Raw genomic sequence first — 14,980 nt, 5'->3', positions numbered from 1 at the left:
GTACCGGGCGCACGTCTCCCACTGCGCGGATGGGCGCCCCCCGGGGCGCCGTCACGGTGATCACCGGCGCTTGATCACCGGATAGCGGACGATGCTGTCAGATCCGGTCAAAGAAAGGAAGGGACTTGCGCGAAGGATATAAGTAATGAACAAATGCTCCGAACCGCCGCCGGACCACGCCTGACGATACGTCAGGGAACGCCGGCTCCGCGAAGCCATGAACACTTCAAACAAAGACCCGGCGCCGTCCCGTCGGCGGGGTGCGCCGGGCCCGCCCAGGGGGGACGCCGCATGACGCAGCAACCGGCCGGCACCGAGACCGCTCCCATGGTGGCCGTCACCGATGTCCACCGCAGCTTCGGCACCGGCGAACGGACCGTGCACGCCCTGCGCGGCGTCTCCTTCACCATCGGCCGGGGCGAACTCACCGCGCTCAAGGGCCGCTCGGGCTCCGGCAAGACCACCCTGCTCAACCTGGTCGGCGGTCTGGACAGCCCGACCGGCGGCACCATCACCCTCGACGGCTCCGACCTCGGCGGCCTGGACGAGGAGGGCCGGCTCGCCCTGCGCCGGGACCGGCTGGGCTTCGTCTTCCAGTCCTTCGGCCTGCTCCCGGTGCTGACCGCCGCCGAGAACGTCGGCGTCCCGATGCGGCTGCGCAAGGTCCCGGCCGCCCAGCGCGAGGAGCGCGCCCGCACGCTGCTGGCCCTCGTCGGGCTGGCCGACCACGCCAACCAGCGCCCGGGCGAGCTGTCCGGCGGCCAGCAGCAGCGCGTCGCCATCGCCCGCGCGCTGGCCAACGAGCCCGACCTCATCATCGCCGACGAGCCGACCGGCCAGCTGGACTCGGAGACCGGCCGCGCGATCATGGAGCTGCTGCGCGCGGTCGTGCGCAGCGAGGGCGTGACCGTGCTGGTCGCCACCCACGACCCCAACCTCATGGAACTCGCGGACCGGGTGGTCGAGCTCCGCGACGGCCGGATCGTCGAGGAGGCCGAGGTCCCGGCCGGCTGAGGTCCCGGCGCCGCGCTCCGGTCGACGCCGCCCCCGGTCACCCCACCGGTCGACCCCGCCCGGTCGACCCCGCCCGGCCTCCCGTCGGCCGACGGCCCGGAGTCCGGACCTCGGACTCCGGGCACGGGCGCGACAGCGGCCGTACGCCTCGGGACAAGTCCCGCCGCGCCCCCGCTCCTAACCTTCCGGAACGCGTCCGTCCCAGGACCGCGTTCGACCGAGAGTTGGGAGCGAGATGATGGTGGCAGCGGCGATGGAGGAGACCCGGGTGCGCGAGCCCGGACCGACGGCGGCCGGAGTGGAGCCGTCCGCGGTCCCGGAGGCGTCGGCCGGCGGCCACCCGGAGCCGAACCTGCACGCCATGACGCGGATCAGCCTGCGGCCGATCGCCTCGCCGATGCCGCTGGGCTTCTTCACGGTGGCCATCTCCTCCGCCGTGACCAGCAGCATGCAACTCGGCCTGATCGACAGCGCGCACCGGCAGGCCGTGGCGCTCACGGTGTTCTCCGCCTTCGTACTCCAACTGCTGGTCGCCATCCTCGCGTTCGGCGCCCGGGACGTCATCGCCGCGACCCTGATGGGCGCGTTCGCCGGCGCCTGGCTGGCCAACGGGCTGGTCACCTCGACGGATGTCCAGGGCGGGGCGCAGGTGCTGGGCGTGATGAACCTGGCGTTCACCGTCTTCGCCGCCCTGATGGCCTCGGTGGCGCGGCCGAAGAGGGTGCTGTGGCTGCTGCTGATGGTCGCCGTGCCGCGCTACTTCACGGCCGGCCTCTTCGGCGTCTCCGGCGTGGAGTGGCTGGGCCAGGTCGCCGGCGCGCTCGGCATGGTCCTCGCAGCCGTCGCGATGTACGCGGCCCACGCCCTGATGCTGGAGGAGCTCCAGGGGCGGGAGGTCCTGTGGATCGGGCGTGGCGGCCATGTGCGGGACGCCATGCACGCCGGACTGGGCGACCAGTTGAAGCGTCTGGAGACCCAGGCGGGCGTGCGCCGGACCCTGTAGGCGCACGGCGCCGAGGCCGCGCTCCCGCCCCGTGCCCGGGCGGGAGCGCGGCCGGCACGCCGGGCCGCCGCTCGCGGCGGCGGTACCGACGCGCCGAGCGGGCGGCCGAGCGGCTGACACCGTCACCGCGCCGACCTGGCGTTAGCATCCATGCAGGCGCCGCACCCGGCCCCAGCCCCCTGGAAAGGCGGAGTTCGCCATGGCAGTCGAGATTCAGGTCGAGCCCCTCGGCGACCACGAGCACCTCGTCCGGGTCCGCGAGGGCGCCGCCGAGGCCGAGACCCGGATCCGGGTCACCGACGGCGTCCTGGACCTGCCGCAGCTCACCGGCGCCGACGAGACCAGGATCGTCCACGAGACGATGGCCTTCCTCGTCGAGCGCCAGCCGGTCATCGACATCCCCCCGATGATCGACCTCGACGATCTCGCGGACGCCTACGGCACCCCCTACCTGGACGACCTCAGCCGCCGCCTCACCGCACCGTAGGACCCGGGCGCCGCGAGCCGTGCCGTGAGCCGCGCCGCGGGCCGTGCCGTCAGCCGCCGCCCCGGACGGCCACCGGGTCGGTGACGCCGCCGGGCGAGGCCTCGCCGCCGGTGTTCCAGTCGGCGAGGCGGGCCGCGGACGCGTAGACCGACTCGTAGAAGTCGAGCACCGCGGCCCGCGGGTCCTCGCCGCCGCGCACGTCGTCGTACTCCAGGACGGCCAGGTGGCTTCCGCCGCGCTCCACCCAGCGGGCGGCGCCGGGGCGCAGCGGGCAGTCGGCCAGGCCCGCGGGTTCGGGTGCCGCGTAGGAGTAGAAGGCCGGCCCGGGGAAGGTGTCGTCGCCGAACCAGAAGCCGGAGCTGATCACCTCGCGGGAGTACGCCTCGCGGGTCACCGGGTCGACGGTCGGGGGCTGGTCGATCGCACGGCCGGAGAACCGGGTGACGGCGATGTCGAAGGTGTGCCAGAAGTGGTGCACCGGACTGATCTTCCCGCAGAACCGGGCGGCGAACTCCTCCAGCACCAGGCCGACCTGGCCGAGCACCTGCCAGTAGCGGTTCACCCAGAACGGGTCGTAGGCCGCGTGCTCGGTGTCCTCCGCGAACGGCCGGCCCGCGTCGGGCAGGTCGAACGGGGAGGGGTGCGGGAGCGAGACCGGCACCCCGACCACGGCGAGGGAGTCGAGGGTCTGGCGGTAGAACGACGCCACGGACTGCCCGGTGAGCGGGAAGGAGACCCTGCGGCCGTCCGAGGCGCAGACCACCAGCCGGTGGTCCACGAAGTCGAAGTCGACGCAGAAGCTCCCGCCCCCGTCGGCCGTCGCCATCGGACGGGTGGTGATGCCGCGCCCGGTGAGGTAGTAGGGGACGTTCCACCAGTGGTTGCGCCGCACGCTCTGCGCCAGGCGGATCTTGCCGACGACCTGGGCGAACCGGTGCACCGTCGCCTTGGAGTCCTGCCAGCGCGCCAGCGGGATCGGAGGGAACAGCTCCATGGGGCCACGCTAGGCCCGCGGCCGCCGTCCCGCATCCGCGGACGGCCGAAGACCGCCCGCGGACGGCCCGCGATCCCTACGCCGTCCCCCATCGGCGGCGATGCGCGGACCGTACGGGTTCCGGCTGCCGCCGCGGGTGGGTCCGGGGGCGACGTGATCAGTGTGAGGGTTCCCGAGCGGCTGTCCGAGCGCGGTCCGGTGCTCGCGGCCGAGTCACCGGCGCGGGGGGCGGCACCGCCCCGACGGCGGCGGCACCCCATCGCGATGACCCGCCGCAGCCGACCGCACCGCCGAGGGCCGGCCGCCGTGGGTGAAAGCCCGCGCGGGGCCCGGTCAGTGGAAGACGATCGCGTGGCCACCGGCGAGGCTGGCCAGGCAGGCACGGTGCAGCTGGTGCCAGGCGTACTGCTCGGGTTCGAACGGTCCGGCGGGGGTGGGCGCGGCGCCCTGCTCGGCCGGGCTGATGCCCAGGGCCGGTGCGACGGTGGCGAGTTCGCGCAGCAGCCGCTGGGTGGAGCCGACCATGCCGGCGCCCGCGACGTCGGCGTCGGCGGGCAGGAACAGCGGGTCGGCGAAGTCCACCGGCACGTAGTAGCCGGCGTTGTCGGCATGGCAGATCAGATGCGAGGCGAACATCGACGCCTCGTCCTGGATCAGCTCGCAGTCGCGCTCCCAGCCGGGCCCGTCCTCCTCGGCCGGCGTGACCGGCTCACCGCGGCCGATGAGCGCCAGCACGCGGCGCAGCCGGGTCAGGTGGCGGTAGGGGAACCCGCCGGAGAAGGCGGGGTCCTGCGCAGGCCCGTCGAGCGGCGGCTCCTGCCAGTCGATCCCCTCCGCCCCGAGCGCCGCGCCGAGCCGGTCGAAGGCGCGCCGGTGGTAGACGAGCCCCTCCGGGTCGTTGCGCGCCTGGTCGTGGAGCATCCCCACCGCTATCGAAAGTCCCATGACCGCACAGCGTAGGCGACCGCTCCGACAACGCTTCCCGGCCGGCGGCGCACCCGGCCGCCGGGACGACCGCGGACCGCGCAGGTCGGCGTCGACCGGGGCCCGGTGTCGCGCCGCCCGGCGTCGCCGCCCGCCTCACGCCCCCGGTCGCCGGTCGCGCGGGCGGCCGAGCCAGCGGGCGGCGGCCCGCCGGAACGCCTCGGTGTCGGCGTGCTCGTCCGCCCATGCCACGATGCCGTCCGGCCGGACGAGCAGGGCGGTGAATCCGAGGTCGTCGCGCACCGGACCGGCCGCGTAGTGGATCCGGTCCGCCCAGCCCTCGGCCGTGGTCCGCAGCGCGCGGTCGCGGCCGAAGTCCAGGAGCACGCCGCGGCCCCCGCGCAGCAGTTCGCCGAGGCGGGTGCCGTCCCGGAAGCGGAAGTCGGGGGCGCTGCGGCCGACGAGCGGCTGCTCGCTGCCCAGGTCGTGGCGGTGGAACAGGCCCGAGGTCCGCCGGTACACATGGGTGACCCCGTCGGGGGTGCTCATCAGGTCGAGGACCAGCCTGCGCAGGGCGGACGCCTTGGGGCCCGGCGCCATGGTGGCGACCTGGGCGCGGGACCAGTCGAGGACGGCGGCGGCGATCGGGTGGCGCTCGTCGGTGAAGGTGTCGAGCAGGCCCTCGGGCGCGGTGCCGTGGACGGTGGCGGCGAGCTTCCAGCCGAGGTTGACGGCGTCGCCGATGCCGAGGTTGAGGCCCTGGCCGCCGAGCGGTGAGTGGATGTGCGCGGCGTCACCGGCGAGCAGGACGCGGCCCCTCCGGTAGCCGGTGGCCTGCATGGCGCGGTCGGTGAAGCTGGAGGCCGGCTCGACGTTGCCGACCGGGCCGACGCCGCTCCGGTGCGGCTCCTGTCCGACCTCCGTGCGAGACTCCCCGTCATGCGGGCCGATCCAGAACTTCTCCGGGACCTGATCGCCACGACACCGGGGGTCGTCACCCGGCCGGGTCGTGGCCGTCCGGAAGCCGCGATCCGCGCGGCGGAGGCCGTCACCGGCCCGCTCCCCCGCTCGTACCGGTGGTGGCTGGCCGCGTACGGCGAGGGCTCGCTGCGCGGCCGCCCGATCGCCACCGTGGAACCCGTGCCCGACCTGGGCGAACCCGGGCTCACCGAGGGCTGGTCCGGCGGGGACCGGCTCTGGTTCCACGAGGACGACGACCACGAGCGGTACGGATTCGCCCTCGACCTGGCCGCCGACGGGGAGTGGCCCGTCGTCGTGCACAGCCCCTTCACCGGGGAGGAGCAGCCGTTCGCCGACTCCTTCGCCGGGTTCCTCACGGTCTGGACGGCAGTTGCCGCCGGGCTGAAGGAGGGGCCGAACCCGGCCGTCGCCCGACTGTGGCGCGCCACCCCCGGAATCCGGCTCCCGGACGGCGGCACGCTGTTCGGGCCGCACACCTTCCGCGCCCGCAACGACGCCTGGGAGGTGCCGGCGTACGCGCCCCACTGGGCCCTGGTCGGCGAGGACGGCGGAGGCGCGGGCCTGTTCATGCGCCGGCACGGCCGGGACCGCTCGTCCCTCCACCGGCTCCCGCCCGGCCGCCTCCGGGGCGATGTCGCGCACGACGGGGAGCTGCTGGGCGCCGACCTCTTCGACTGGCTCGACCGGCCCACCGAACCCGCGGGCGACTGACACCGGACGGATCGGCGCCTCGGTCGGCGGGCCGCCGCCGCACCGCCGCCTCCGCGTCCGCCGTCGGTGCCGTGCGCCCGGACGCACCCGATCCCCGGCGGCCGGGCGGGCCCGGGTCCGGTGGCGCCATCTCTCGCGCCATCCTGGTCGTCGAGGACGACCCCCGTGGTCGCCCCGCCGGGGCGGGCTCCGGCGATTCCCAAGGCGTTGCGGGGGTGCGCAACAACCCAGGGCGCTATGGCTGAGCGGCCGGCGATCAAGGCTTGTGCTACGGCCTGGACTCGTTCAGGAACCTTTCGAGCCCACGACTCACCTGACGCTCCAGCAAGGACCGGATCCTGACGGGATTGACCTCGACGTCCAGGGCAAAGTCCATCACAAGGTCGCGAAGCCTCAGGCTCTGGGCGTCGTCGGACTCGATCTTCGCCACCAGCTCCTCGGTCACGCCCAGGCGGGCGGCCACGTCGGACAGGGTGCGGCCCTGCCAACTGCGGCCCTGCTGGAGCAGTTGGCCGACGCTCGTGGCCGGATGGGAGGCCGCACGCCTTTCATCAGTGGCGCTGCGCTCGGATTCGGCGAGGACCCATCGTCCCCATGGTTTGCGGATGAGGACGAAGCCCTCCGGCGGGATGGTGTTCTTGTCGATCTTGGCTGCCGCCAGGGCATCGACCCGCAGACCTGCGGCCTCCTCCATGTTGGTGCCGTGCAGAGTCGCACCGGTGAAGTTGGCTATGCGCAGGTCGGCGCGCCGGAGATCCGCGTTCGCCAGGTTGGTACCCCGGAAGTTCACCCGCCTGAGCCGGCAACCGGTGAGCCTGGCATAGCGCAGGTCGCGCCCCTGGAACGTCATGAAGGACAGATCGGTCCTGGTCAGATCCACGGACGTCCGTGCCGCATGGGGCCATCCCAGGAGATCCACGATCAGCTGCACCGCCGCGCTTCCCCGACCGCCCCGCCCGGGCTCGACCCGGTCGACGCTGCGGACGCGCCGAACGTACGCGCACAGCGGCTCGAGCGCCGTGTCCGCCATCCGCGGAAGGACACGAAGGAGCGGTACGAGCTGCGAGACGATCGCTCGCTCGTGACCGGCGATCGCTCGCTCGTCACCGGTGGTCGGCAGTTCGCCCAGCCTCGCGAGAACGGCCACCACGTCCTCGGCCCGCGGCCCCCTCGGGGCCGGCTCGATGGCCACGTTGGGCATCGGCGCGGTCAGCTCCTGGTACACCGACCGCAGCTGGGTCTCGGCGGTCAGCCTCTTCGCCTTCTCGTCCTGGGCGTCGCGCTGCAACTGTTCCAGGAGCGCGGCCTGGATCGTGACCGCCGCCTCGTGCTGCTCGACCAGGACCTGTCGTTCCACCGCGGCCGCCTCCACGACGACCCGCATCTCGTTCTTCAGCGCCTCGTACTCGCGCCGGACGTGGTCGCGGTCCTGTTGGGCACGAGCGAGATCGTCCTTCAGCTCACCGATCCTCGCGGTGAGGACGGCACGAAGATCCTCGTTCGCGCGCAGTGCCTCACGGTCCAGATCCGCCTGCTCCCGAAGGAGCTTGTTGCGCCCGTCAAGTGCGTCACGTTCGACGCGGGCCTGCTCCAACTCGTCCCGCAGATCATCGACCAGCTGCCGAAGGCCCTCGTACCGGTCGCCGAGGTCCGCGTGCTCCGTCTGGAGCTCAAGCAGCCGTGCCCGCACGGGCTGCGTGACCCGGATGGCCTCGACGTACAGCCGCAGCGTGTCCGCCCGCACGTCCTCGGTCAGCCGGAACCCGCGGGCCCACTCGCCCCGGCCGTCGTCCTGCTCCTCCTCCAGCGCCTGGAAGAGCTCGTGGAGGAACTCCTCGGTCACTCGGCGCGGCCGCCCCCGCGCCCCGCTCCTCCCACCACCTCGCATGTAGTAGGACAGCGTTCCGACGTCAGGCTTGAGGTCAGGCCTTTCGTCCAGCGTCGTACCGAGCCTTCCCGCCCTCACCCGTCCGATCGCCTCGCTGAACTCCCGGAGGCTGACCCAGCTGCTCCCTTCGTACAGCTCGCGAAGGCGTTCCATGAGAAGTCGGTCAGGGCCGTCGACATCCCCGTCGATCGGCTTGAGCTCGGCCTTCTTCCGCTTGCTCGGGAGGCCATCGGTCACGTCCACCCCCAGGTCGGCATTGCGCACATACGCAATGTTGACAGACCGTTACCGGCTGAAAAAACTCGCGCCGTTGCGCGTTCCGGCAAAGCAGGCTCCTGGGGAAGCCTGAGACCCACGATCAGCAAGCGTTGGTCATAGGACGGCCCGCCACGCTCCCGTCGAAAAGGCCGTGGCGGACCGGAGGCCCCCGAGAGGACCACATGGGTAAGAAGACCACAACGAGGCCGCGAGGTACACCGGTTCCTGCCCCGAAGACACCCGCAGCGGGACAGCAGCCGCCGAGGAAGGTCACCGCGGTCTCCACCAGTTCCACGGAGCAGCCGGCCGGGTGGAAGCCGAGCACCTTCGCCGGTGCACTGCTCGTCCAGGTCACCGCGGGGATCATCCTGCTGGCCATCACCTACCTGGTGGCGCACATCGCGTCGGTCTGGCGCTGACCCGCCCGGCCCGGTCCGGCACCTCGAACGGCGCCGTACCGGGCACGGTGGTCCAGGTCAACACGGTTCCCCGCTCAGGCTGGAGTCGTCCTGGCCTCCTTGGTCCTCCGGCTGCAGGTACCAGGAGCGGAGGCGTTCCCGGGCGGCGGCGAGGTCGGCGGGGCCGGTTTCGGCGGCGGCGCGTTCGGCGGCGTAGCAGCGCAGCAGATCGTGCAGGCGGTAGCGGTCGGGGCCGGCGGGGTTGAGCAGATGGGCGGCGGCGAGGTGTTCGAGCACAGGCCCGGTCGCGGCGGGGGCCGAGCCGGAGAGCGCGGCGGCCGCGGCCGTGCTGATGCCGTGGCCGGGGGCCAGACCGAGGAGTCGGAAGAGCCGCCGGGCGGGAGCTTCGCCGCCGCCAGATCGTCGATCTCTCCCACCGTGCGGCGTTCCCTGTCACGGAATGAGGTCATCTCCGCACCCCAGAGCCGGGGTTGGCCATACGGACACGCGAAGATCCGCGTCCTGGAGGACGACATGTCGGAGACAGACTGGGAGCAGCTCGAAACCCAGGCCCGCGCCACCGTGATCCGCTCCGGCTGGTGGATCGACCAGCGCTCCTCCGAACCCGGCGACCTGGCAGAGCTGCTGAAGGCCGCCGCACGGTCAGCGGAAGTCCGCCAGATGATCCGCGACCCACTGAGCGAACGGGCGTGCCGGGTGGCCGGCCAGCTTCTCGACGGTGTCGTTCACAGCCAGTGCCGGATCGCCGGCCGTTCCCGCCATCAGCTCCAGCAGAGCACCGACGAAGCCGGCGTCCATGAACTGGCTGAGCTGCTGCTGCAGGATCCGCTCGGCCACCTCCTCGAAGCCCAACTCGCGGACCAGGACATGGCCGAGTACCACGACCCGCTCGGCCTCGGTCAGCCCATGCGGCCCGGTCGGCTGGTAGATTCGGCCGAAGTGCTCCGCTTCGCCGAGCACGGCGGCGGCCGCCTCGGCGACGTCGCGCTCGTGCACCGCCGCGGCGTGCGGGCCGCGGACGAGGTCACCGCCCTGCGACCGCATCGCCCGTGATGACGAGTCGATCGCCGGGAAGTACAACCGCAGGAACGTCCAGGCGACGCCCGTCGCCAGGATCTCCCGCTCCACCCGCTCGTGGTGGGCGGCGGTCACAGCAGGCTGCGGGTCCGCGCCTTCGACGACGGCCCCGGAGGAGAGGAACACGATCTGCCGCACCCCGGACTGCCGCACCTGCTCCAACAGCGGCCGCGCGTCCAGCCCGTGGGGCAGGACCAGGAACACCTCGGTCACGCCGTCCAGCGCGGGCCCGAGCGTCTCGGGCCGGGCCAGATCACCGCGCACCATCTCCACGCCCTCGGGCAGACCGGCCCGCTCAGGGGTGCGCGACAGGGCCCGGACCCGCCGGCCGGCACTCGCCAGCACCTCCACCGTCGGCCGCCCGAAGTGCGCGGTCGCGCCGATCACCAGAATCATGACGGATCCCTCCGAATCACCGTTTCGATCAGTGCCTTCCGGCCGGACGGTAGGGGCCATCTAGGACAGTTTCTGTCCTAGACGGCCCAGTTCTCGGCGGGTAGCAACTCACGGGCTTCGGGTCGGCGGCCGGGCGGCCGCTGCGCCGTGGCTCGCGATCGACGGCGTCGCGTGGCCGACTTCGTCCGCAGGCCTGACGCCGTCGTCGGACCCGTTTCACGCCGACTCGGCCTGAGCCGCCCGATCCTCGCCACTCACGCCTTTCACGCCGATATCATCCGGTTACCGGATGGTCGACATGCCGCTGCATGATCGGTCAGGACGGCAAGGTGATCGACTGGGCGTGGTGGAACACGTTCTGGTCGTCCCAGGTCTTCTTGGCGTGCTGCAGGCGGGTGTAGTTCTGCTTGTAGTACAGGCGCTGGTAGGCGGGGTTCCGGTCGGCGGTGGTGCCCAGGTCGACGTCGGGGTAGTTGACGTAGGCGCCGTCGGTGTCGGTGCCGATCTCCGGGATGCCGCCGGTGGTGCGGTAGGTGTCCTCGTAGAGGCCCCGGAGGTAGGCCAGGTGGCCGGCGTCCTGGGCCGGGTCGGTCCAGTAGGTCTGGTACTGGAGCTTCAGCACCGAGTCGCGCTGCGGGGCGGCGGTCTCGGCGGGGCCGCGGTCGTTGACCCGGCAGCCGTAGGAGTCGATCTGGACCAGGGTCTGGGTGAGGTCGACGCCCTCGACGTCCTTGGTGAGCCAGGTCCACCAGGTGTCGATCTGGGCGGGGGTGAAGGCCGTGCGGTGGTAGGCGGACTTGTACTTGCCCCGCTGGTTGGCGCCGGAGCCGTTGACCGTCATGGTCGCCTGGAGCCACGGAAGTTGGCGCCGCCGGTCGGGGTAGGGCAGGAAGAGCAGGCCGGCCTGGTCGGTCTGGACGGTGGCCTTGGTCCGCATTCCGGCCTCGACCTCGGCGAGGAACGCGTCCAGCGGCGCCGGGTCCGGCTCGTCCCACTGGCTGAACAGGACGACGTTCCCGTTCGAGTGGTGGGTGAGGTGGAGGATCGAGAACAGCCCCTGGTACACCGTCTCCGACGGCCCGCTGTGGGCGGCGAAGAAGGCGCCGAAGTTGGCGAGCAGGATGCGGAAGTCCTCGGGGTTCCTGAGCAGTTCGCTCCACTTCCAGGCGACGCTGCTGAGCCAGACCCGGGGCGGCGGCTTCGGCAGGGCGTGGGCGAGGTGGTAGCGCAGCACGACGCCGAAGCTGCCGCCGCCTCCCCCGGTGTGGGCCCAGAACAGCTCGCGCTCGGGCGAGCCCTCGGGGTCGGCGCGGTTCGCCCTGGTGACCTCGACGGTGCCGCCGCGGACGGTGGCCACGTCGACCTGGACCAGGTGGTCGACGGTCAGCCCGTGCCGCCGGGAGAGCAGTCCGTACCCGCCGCCGCAGATGTGGCCGCCGGCGCCGACCGAGTAGCAGGAGCCGGCCGGGAGCGTCACCCCGTAGCGGCGGAACAGGCCGGTGTACATGTCCCAGATGGTGGCGCCGCCCTCGACCGCGTAGGTGGCGGCGCCGAACTTGTCGGTCGCGGCGCGGACCCCGCGCAGAGTGCTGAGGTCGAGGATGACCCCCTGGTCGTTGTCGACGAAGCCCTCGTAGCAGTGGCCGCCGCCGCGGACCGTCGGGCGCAGCCCGCGGTCCAGCGCCGAGCGCAGCGCGGTGACCGCGTCGGCCTCGCCGCCCACCAGCCGGATGTACGCCGGCCGGCTGCGCCAGCGCTGGTTGAAGCCCTGGCTGAGCGTCTCGTAGCGGGGGTCCGAGGGGAGGACGGTCACCCCCTCGGAGCGTTCGACCGGTTCGGCCGGTGCGACCGGTTCGGCTGCGGCCTGCCCGGCGGCCGGAATACCGCCGACGGAAATACCGGCCGCGGTCATTCCGGCGGCGGCCATTCCGGTGCCGCCGAGGAATCCCCGGCGGGAGAATTCACGATTCATCGATCGACCCACTTCCTCGACGGTGAGCAGCCGGTGGCCGCACGCTAGCACGGAGGTCCGGGGCCATCGATCATGGGCGAATTAGTCTGACATTATGCTGTCGCATTCCCGTTCCGGGTCAGCGCTCCGGCATTTCCCCGGGAGAATCGCCGGGCGCGACGGTGTCGCGACCAGCCCGCGGATCTCGTCCTGGCCGACGTCCACTCAGGCCGGCGACGCCGGGGTCCGCTCGGCGCGGCGAGGAGGCGTCGGACGCCGGCGCAGCCCTCCGCGCGGCGATCCGGCCCGCCCCGCCCGGCACCGTGGTGCGCGCCGCGCTCGGCCCACGCCCGAGCGGGGCGGGGCAGGCCAGGGCTGGGCGGAACCGGCCCGACTTGACCCGGCATCTGGTTAGCCGCCATATTACTTCCATGGCACAGCAGCACGAGGCCGGCAACGGCGCACCCACGCTCGACCAGGCCCGCCGGCAGCTCTCCCGGTACGGCCTGTCGGCCGACCCCCAGGCGGTCCTGGTCGCGGCGCGACTGATGGCCGCCGGCTCCCGGCTCGGCCAGGCCGGCGAGGCGCACTTCGCCCGCTTCGGGCTGTCCACGGGCCGCTACCGACTGCTGGCCGAACTGGAGGACCACGGCGGCGAGAAGCCGCCCTCGCAGCTGGCGTCGGCGCTCGGGGTGTCCCGCGCGACCGTGACCGGCCTGGTCGACGGACTGGAGCGGGACGGCCTGGTCGCCCGGCGCCCGTCCGCCGAGGACGGGCGGGGCAATGTCGTGGTGCTGACCTCGCGCGGCGCCCGGCGACTGCGCGAGATGGCGCCGGAGCACTTCGAGCGGATGCAGGCGATGGTCGGCGGCCTCTCGGTCGAGGAGCGCGCGGTCTTCCTCGACCTGCTGGCCCGGCTGGTCGCGGGCATGTCCGCCCTGACCGACGACTGACCCGACCCGCGATCCACGACAGAACCGCCCGCGCCGACCCCACGCCCCGACGGGCCCGCCACGGGCTCTCCACGCCCATATAGTTAGCCGCCTCACCACTTATAGTTAGCGACCTAAGCACTTTGGAGTCACCCATGCCCGGCGCCTCACCCACCACCGAGCGGCGGCCCGCCGCTCCCGCCACCGCCACCCCGCCCCGCTTCGTGCTCTGGCGCGAGGTGCTGGTCGCCTACGCCGCGCCCGCCGTCATGGCCGGGGCCGGCGGCTTCGCGACCGGCCAGTCGGAACTCAAGATCGCCGCCGTCACCACCATCGCCGGGACCTCCGCGCTGGTCGCCGCCCTGATCGGCCTCCGGCACCGGCGCCGCCGGGCCGGGTCCTGGGCCACCCGCGGACCGGCCCCGCTGCTCGCGATCGCCTTCGGCCTCGGCGCCGCGGCCCTCGCCCTCGCGGTCGGCTGGGCGGGCGCGCAGTGGCTGCCCCGGATCCCGGCGCTCGCCGACAGCCCGTGGCCGGGCCGGCTCCGCATCGACCTCCCGCTGTCCTCCTTCATCGCGGCGACCATGACCACCTGGCGCTGGCGCGCCTCCCTCCCCCGCCCGCACCGGGCGCACTGACCCACCCGATCCACCAGACCCACCCGATCTATCGGACCCACCAGATCCACAGACCCACCGATCCACAGATCCGAGGAGAGAACCCCGCATGATCACCATCATGGGCGCGTCCGGCGCCACCGGCGGCGCCACCCTGCGCAGCCTCACCGCGCTCGGCATCCCCGTCCGCGCCCTCAGCCGGGACCCCGAGCGCCTGCTCGCCGGCCTCGACGCGACCGCCCGCCCGCTGGTCCAGGCGGTGGCCGCCGACGCCGCCGACCCGGACGCGATGCGCGCCGCCCTCCGCCACACCCGCCAGCTCTTCCTCACCATGGAGAACGGCCCCCGCCAGGTCGAGTACGAGCTGCGCACCGTCGACCTCGCCGTGATCGAGGGCGTGGAGCACATCGTCAAGGTCTCCGCGCCGGCCGCCGAGCCGGACTCCCCGGTGGCGGTCTCCCGGGGCCACCACGTCATCGAGGAGCGGCTGCGCGCCTCCGGCATCCCCACCACCGTGCTGCGCCCGTACGCGTTCATGCAGAAGCTGCTGCTGCTCGCGCCCGGCATCGCGGCGGCCGGGCAGATCCACGGCGCGATGGGCACGGCCCCGTGCAACTACGTCGACTGCCGGGACATCGGCGACGTCGCGGCCGCGGCGCTGATCCGCCCGGGGGACGCGGGCGGCAGCATCGCCCTGACGGGCGGCCGGGCCTACAGCCACCCCGAGCTGGCCGGGCTGCTGAGCACGCTGCTCGGACGGCCGGTGCAGTACGTCGACCTGCCGCCCCAGGAGCTGCACGCCCACCTGGTCACGCGGGGCGGGATGCCGGACTGGCTGGCCGCCCACGTGGTCGAGATCCAGCAGCTCGCCGTCGAGCGCCCGGAGGCCCCGGACGACGCCGCCACCCGGCTGACCGGACGGCCCCCGCGCACCCTGGAGGCCTTCCTCCAGGAGCACGTCGAGCAGTTCCGCCACCCGTTCCACTGATCCCCGCCCCACCCGGACGGGCCCGCCGCACCCCCGTGCGGCGGGCCCTTCACCCCGACGGAGCAGCATCCGGTGTGGCATGGGTCACGGTCGGAAAATCGACCTGACGGTCCGTCAAAATGACTGAGGGGTCGTCACATCTGCGCCACAGGGCCTCAGTTATGAGCTGATGTTCCGTCAGATTTGGCCAATCCAAGGCAAGTTGGGCCGAGCACCTGCCATGTCGCCGTTCACCACCCCGGGCTACCATCGGTTGGGTTGTCCGCTCCGGCCCCGGAGTGGGGTCACCCGGACAGGCGAGTGCTCCCACCGCCCCCAAGGGTCGGACATCGATCGGGAC

At 73.0% G+C, this 14,980-nt stretch carries 14 protein-coding genes and 1 pseudogene; 8 read left to right on the top strand and 7 right to left on the bottom strand.

The features are described 5' to 3' along the window. Positions 1–291: 291 nt before the first annotated feature. The 3 genes from ACFVFS_RS26625 to ACFVFS_RS26615 all read left to right on the top strand — a co-directional run bounded on the left by ACFVFS_RS26625 (position 292) and on the right by ACFVFS_RS26615 (position 2,504). The gene (locus ACFVFS_RS26625; RefSeq protein ID WP_380627230.1) at positions 292–1,014 is read left to right on the top strand and encodes an ABC transporter ATP-binding protein; all 723 of its coding nucleotides are present in this window, start codon (positions 292–294) and stop codon (positions 1,012–1,014) included. 235 nt (positions 1,015–1,249) lie between these two features. Continuing rightward, positions 1,250–2,017 carry a hypothetical protein gene (locus ACFVFS_RS26620; protein WP_380627229.1) on the top strand — a complete coding sequence of 256 codons (768 nt, stop codon included), beginning with the start codon at positions 1,250–1,252 and terminating at the stop codon, positions 2,015–2,017. A gap of 199 nt (positions 2,018–2,216) precedes the next feature. Next, a complete protein-coding gene (locus ACFVFS_RS26615) occupies positions 2,217–2,504 on the top strand; it encodes a hypothetical protein (protein ID WP_380627228.1) in 288 nt (95 codons plus the stop codon). Positions 2,505–2,553: 49 nt separating this feature from the next. On the opposite strand, the gene ACFVFS_RS26610 is transcribed toward ACFVFS_RS26615, so the two are convergent. The 3 genes and pseudogenes from ACFVFS_RS26610 to ACFVFS_RS26600 all read right to left on the bottom strand — a co-directional run. Beyond that, positions 2,554–3,498 carry a DUF5996 family protein gene (locus ACFVFS_RS26610; RefSeq protein ID WP_380627227.1) on the bottom strand — a complete coding sequence of 315 codons (945 nt, stop codon included), beginning with the start codon at positions 3,496–3,498 and terminating at the stop codon, positions 2,554–2,556. A 333-nt stretch (positions 3,499–3,831) separates the two neighbouring features. After that, on the bottom strand, positions 3,832–4,443 hold the full coding sequence (locus ACFVFS_RS26605; protein ID WP_380627226.1) for a hypothetical protein: 612 nt from the start codon (positions 4,441–4,443) through the stop codon (positions 3,832–3,834). Positions 4,444–4,578: 135 nt separating this feature from the next. Next, a pseudogene (locus ACFVFS_RS26600) lies at positions 4,579–5,295 on the bottom strand (FAD-dependent monooxygenase); the annotation flags it as partial. A gap of 66 nt (positions 5,296–5,361) precedes the next feature. On the opposite strand from ACFVFS_RS26600, the gene ACFVFS_RS26595 reads away from it, so the two are divergent. Further along, on the top strand, positions 5,362–6,114 hold the full coding sequence (locus ACFVFS_RS26595; RefSeq protein WP_380627245.1) for a hypothetical protein: 753 nt from the start codon (positions 5,362–5,364) through the stop codon (positions 6,112–6,114). 268 nt (positions 6,115–6,382) lie between these two features. Here ACFVFS_RS26595 and ACFVFS_RS26590 read toward each other — a convergent pair whose 3' ends face one another. Then, positions 6,383–8,266, bottom strand: a complete 1,884-nt coding sequence (locus ACFVFS_RS26590; protein ID WP_380627225.1) for a pentapeptide repeat-containing protein — start codon at positions 8,264–8,266, stop codon at positions 6,383–6,385. Positions 8,267–8,442: 176 nt separating this feature from the next. Here ACFVFS_RS26590 and ACFVFS_RS26585 point away from each other — a divergent pair, with 176 nt between their 5' ends. Continuing rightward, complete coding sequence (locus ACFVFS_RS26585) at positions 8,443–8,679, top strand: hypothetical protein (RefSeq protein WP_380627224.1); 237 nt, start codon at positions 8,443–8,445, stop codon at positions 8,677–8,679. A gap of 57 nt (positions 8,680–8,736) precedes the next feature. Here ACFVFS_RS26585 and ACFVFS_RS26580 read toward each other — a convergent pair whose 3' ends face one another. The 3 genes from ACFVFS_RS26580 to ACFVFS_RS26570 form a co-directional block, all read right to left on the bottom strand. Continuing rightward, the gene (locus ACFVFS_RS26580; RefSeq protein WP_380627223.1) at positions 8,737–8,955 is read right to left on the bottom strand and encodes a hypothetical protein; all 219 of its coding nucleotides are present in this window, start codon (positions 8,953–8,955) and stop codon (positions 8,737–8,739) included. 366 nt (positions 8,956–9,321) lie between these two features. Continuing rightward, positions 9,322–10,152: an NAD(P)H-binding protein gene (locus tag ACFVFS_RS26575; RefSeq protein WP_380627222.1), complete on the bottom strand. Its 831-nt coding sequence runs from the start codon at positions 10,150–10,152 to the stop codon at positions 9,322–9,324. 316 nt (positions 10,153–10,468) lie between these two features. Continuing rightward, positions 10,469–12,124: an FAD-dependent oxidoreductase gene (locus ACFVFS_RS26570; protein ID WP_380627221.1), complete on the bottom strand. Its 1,656-nt coding sequence runs from the start codon at positions 12,122–12,124 to the stop codon at positions 10,469–10,471. Between the two features lie 410 nt (positions 12,125–12,534). Here ACFVFS_RS26570 and ACFVFS_RS26565 point away from each other — a divergent pair, with 410 nt between their 5' ends. The 3 genes from ACFVFS_RS26565 (at position 12,535) to ACFVFS_RS26555 (ending at position 14,640) form a co-directional block, all read left to right on the top strand. Next, the gene (locus tag ACFVFS_RS26565) at positions 12,535–13,056 is read left to right on the top strand and encodes a MarR family winged helix-turn-helix transcriptional regulator (protein ID WP_380627220.1); all 522 of its coding nucleotides are present in this window, start codon (positions 12,535–12,537) and stop codon (positions 13,054–13,056) included. Between the two features lie 134 nt (positions 13,057–13,190). After that, complete coding sequence (locus ACFVFS_RS26560; protein WP_380627219.1) at positions 13,191–13,673, top strand: hypothetical protein; 483 nt, start codon at positions 13,191–13,193, stop codon at positions 13,671–13,673. A gap of 88 nt (positions 13,674–13,761) precedes the next feature. Next, a complete protein-coding gene (locus tag ACFVFS_RS26555) occupies positions 13,762–14,640 on the top strand; it encodes an NmrA family NAD(P)-binding protein (RefSeq protein ID WP_380627218.1) in 879 nt (292 codons plus the stop codon). Positions 14,641–14,980 lie beyond the last annotated feature (340 nt).

The organism is Kitasatospora sp. NPDC057692, assembly GCF_042799475.1.
Taxonomy (GTDB): domain Bacteria; phylum Actinomycetota; class Actinomycetes; order Streptomycetales; family Streptomycetaceae; genus Kitasatospora.
Note: the sequence above shows the minus strand (reverse complement) of the source record. Positions and strands in the feature narration are given on the sequence as shown.

What these genes read in the sequence shown, in the direction of transcription:
- ACFVFS_RS26610 (WP_380627227.1), bottom strand. Translation starts at nt 3,498, where the DNA reads ATGGAGCTGTTCCCTCCGATCCCGCTGGCGCGCTGGCAGGACTCCAAG.
- ACFVFS_RS26560 (WP_380627219.1), top strand. Translation starts at nt 13,191, where the DNA reads ATGCCCGGCGCCTCACCCACCACCGAGCGGCGGCCCGCCGCTCCCGCC.
- ACFVFS_RS26575 (WP_380627222.1), bottom strand. Translation starts at nt 10,152, where the DNA reads ATGATTCTGGTGATCGGCGCGACCGCGCACTTCGGGCGGCCGACGGTG.
- ACFVFS_RS26615 (WP_380627228.1), top strand. Translation starts at nt 2,217, where the DNA reads ATGGCAGTCGAGATTCAGGTCGAGCCCCTCGGCGACCACGAGCACCTC.
- ACFVFS_RS26605 (WP_380627226.1), bottom strand. Translation starts at nt 4,443, where the DNA reads ATGGGACTTTCGATAGCGGTGGGGATGCTCCACGACCAGGCGCGCAAC.
- ACFVFS_RS26620 (WP_380627229.1), top strand. Translation starts at nt 1,250, where the DNA reads ATGATGGTGGCAGCGGCGATGGAGGAGACCCGGGTGCGCGAGCCCGGA.
- ACFVFS_RS26585 (WP_380627224.1), top strand. Translation starts at nt 8,443, where the DNA reads ATGGGTAAGAAGACCACAACGAGGCCGCGAGGTACACCGGTTCCTGCC.
- ACFVFS_RS26625 (WP_380627230.1), top strand. Translation starts at nt 292, where the DNA reads ATGACGCAGCAACCGGCCGGCACCGAGACCGCTCCCATGGTGGCCGTC.
- ACFVFS_RS26570 (WP_380627221.1), bottom strand. Translation starts at nt 12,124, where the DNA reads ATGAATCGTGAATTCTCCCGCCGGGGATTCCTCGGCGGCACCGGAATG.
- ACFVFS_RS26595 (WP_380627245.1), top strand. Translation starts at nt 5,362, where the DNA reads ATGCGGGCCGATCCAGAACTTCTCCGGGACCTGATCGCCACGACACCG.
- ACFVFS_RS26565 (WP_380627220.1), top strand. Translation starts at nt 12,535, where the DNA reads ATGGCACAGCAGCACGAGGCCGGCAACGGCGCACCCACGCTCGACCAG.
- ACFVFS_RS26555 (WP_380627218.1), top strand. Translation starts at nt 13,762, where the DNA reads ATGATCACCATCATGGGCGCGTCCGGCGCCACCGGCGGCGCCACCCTG.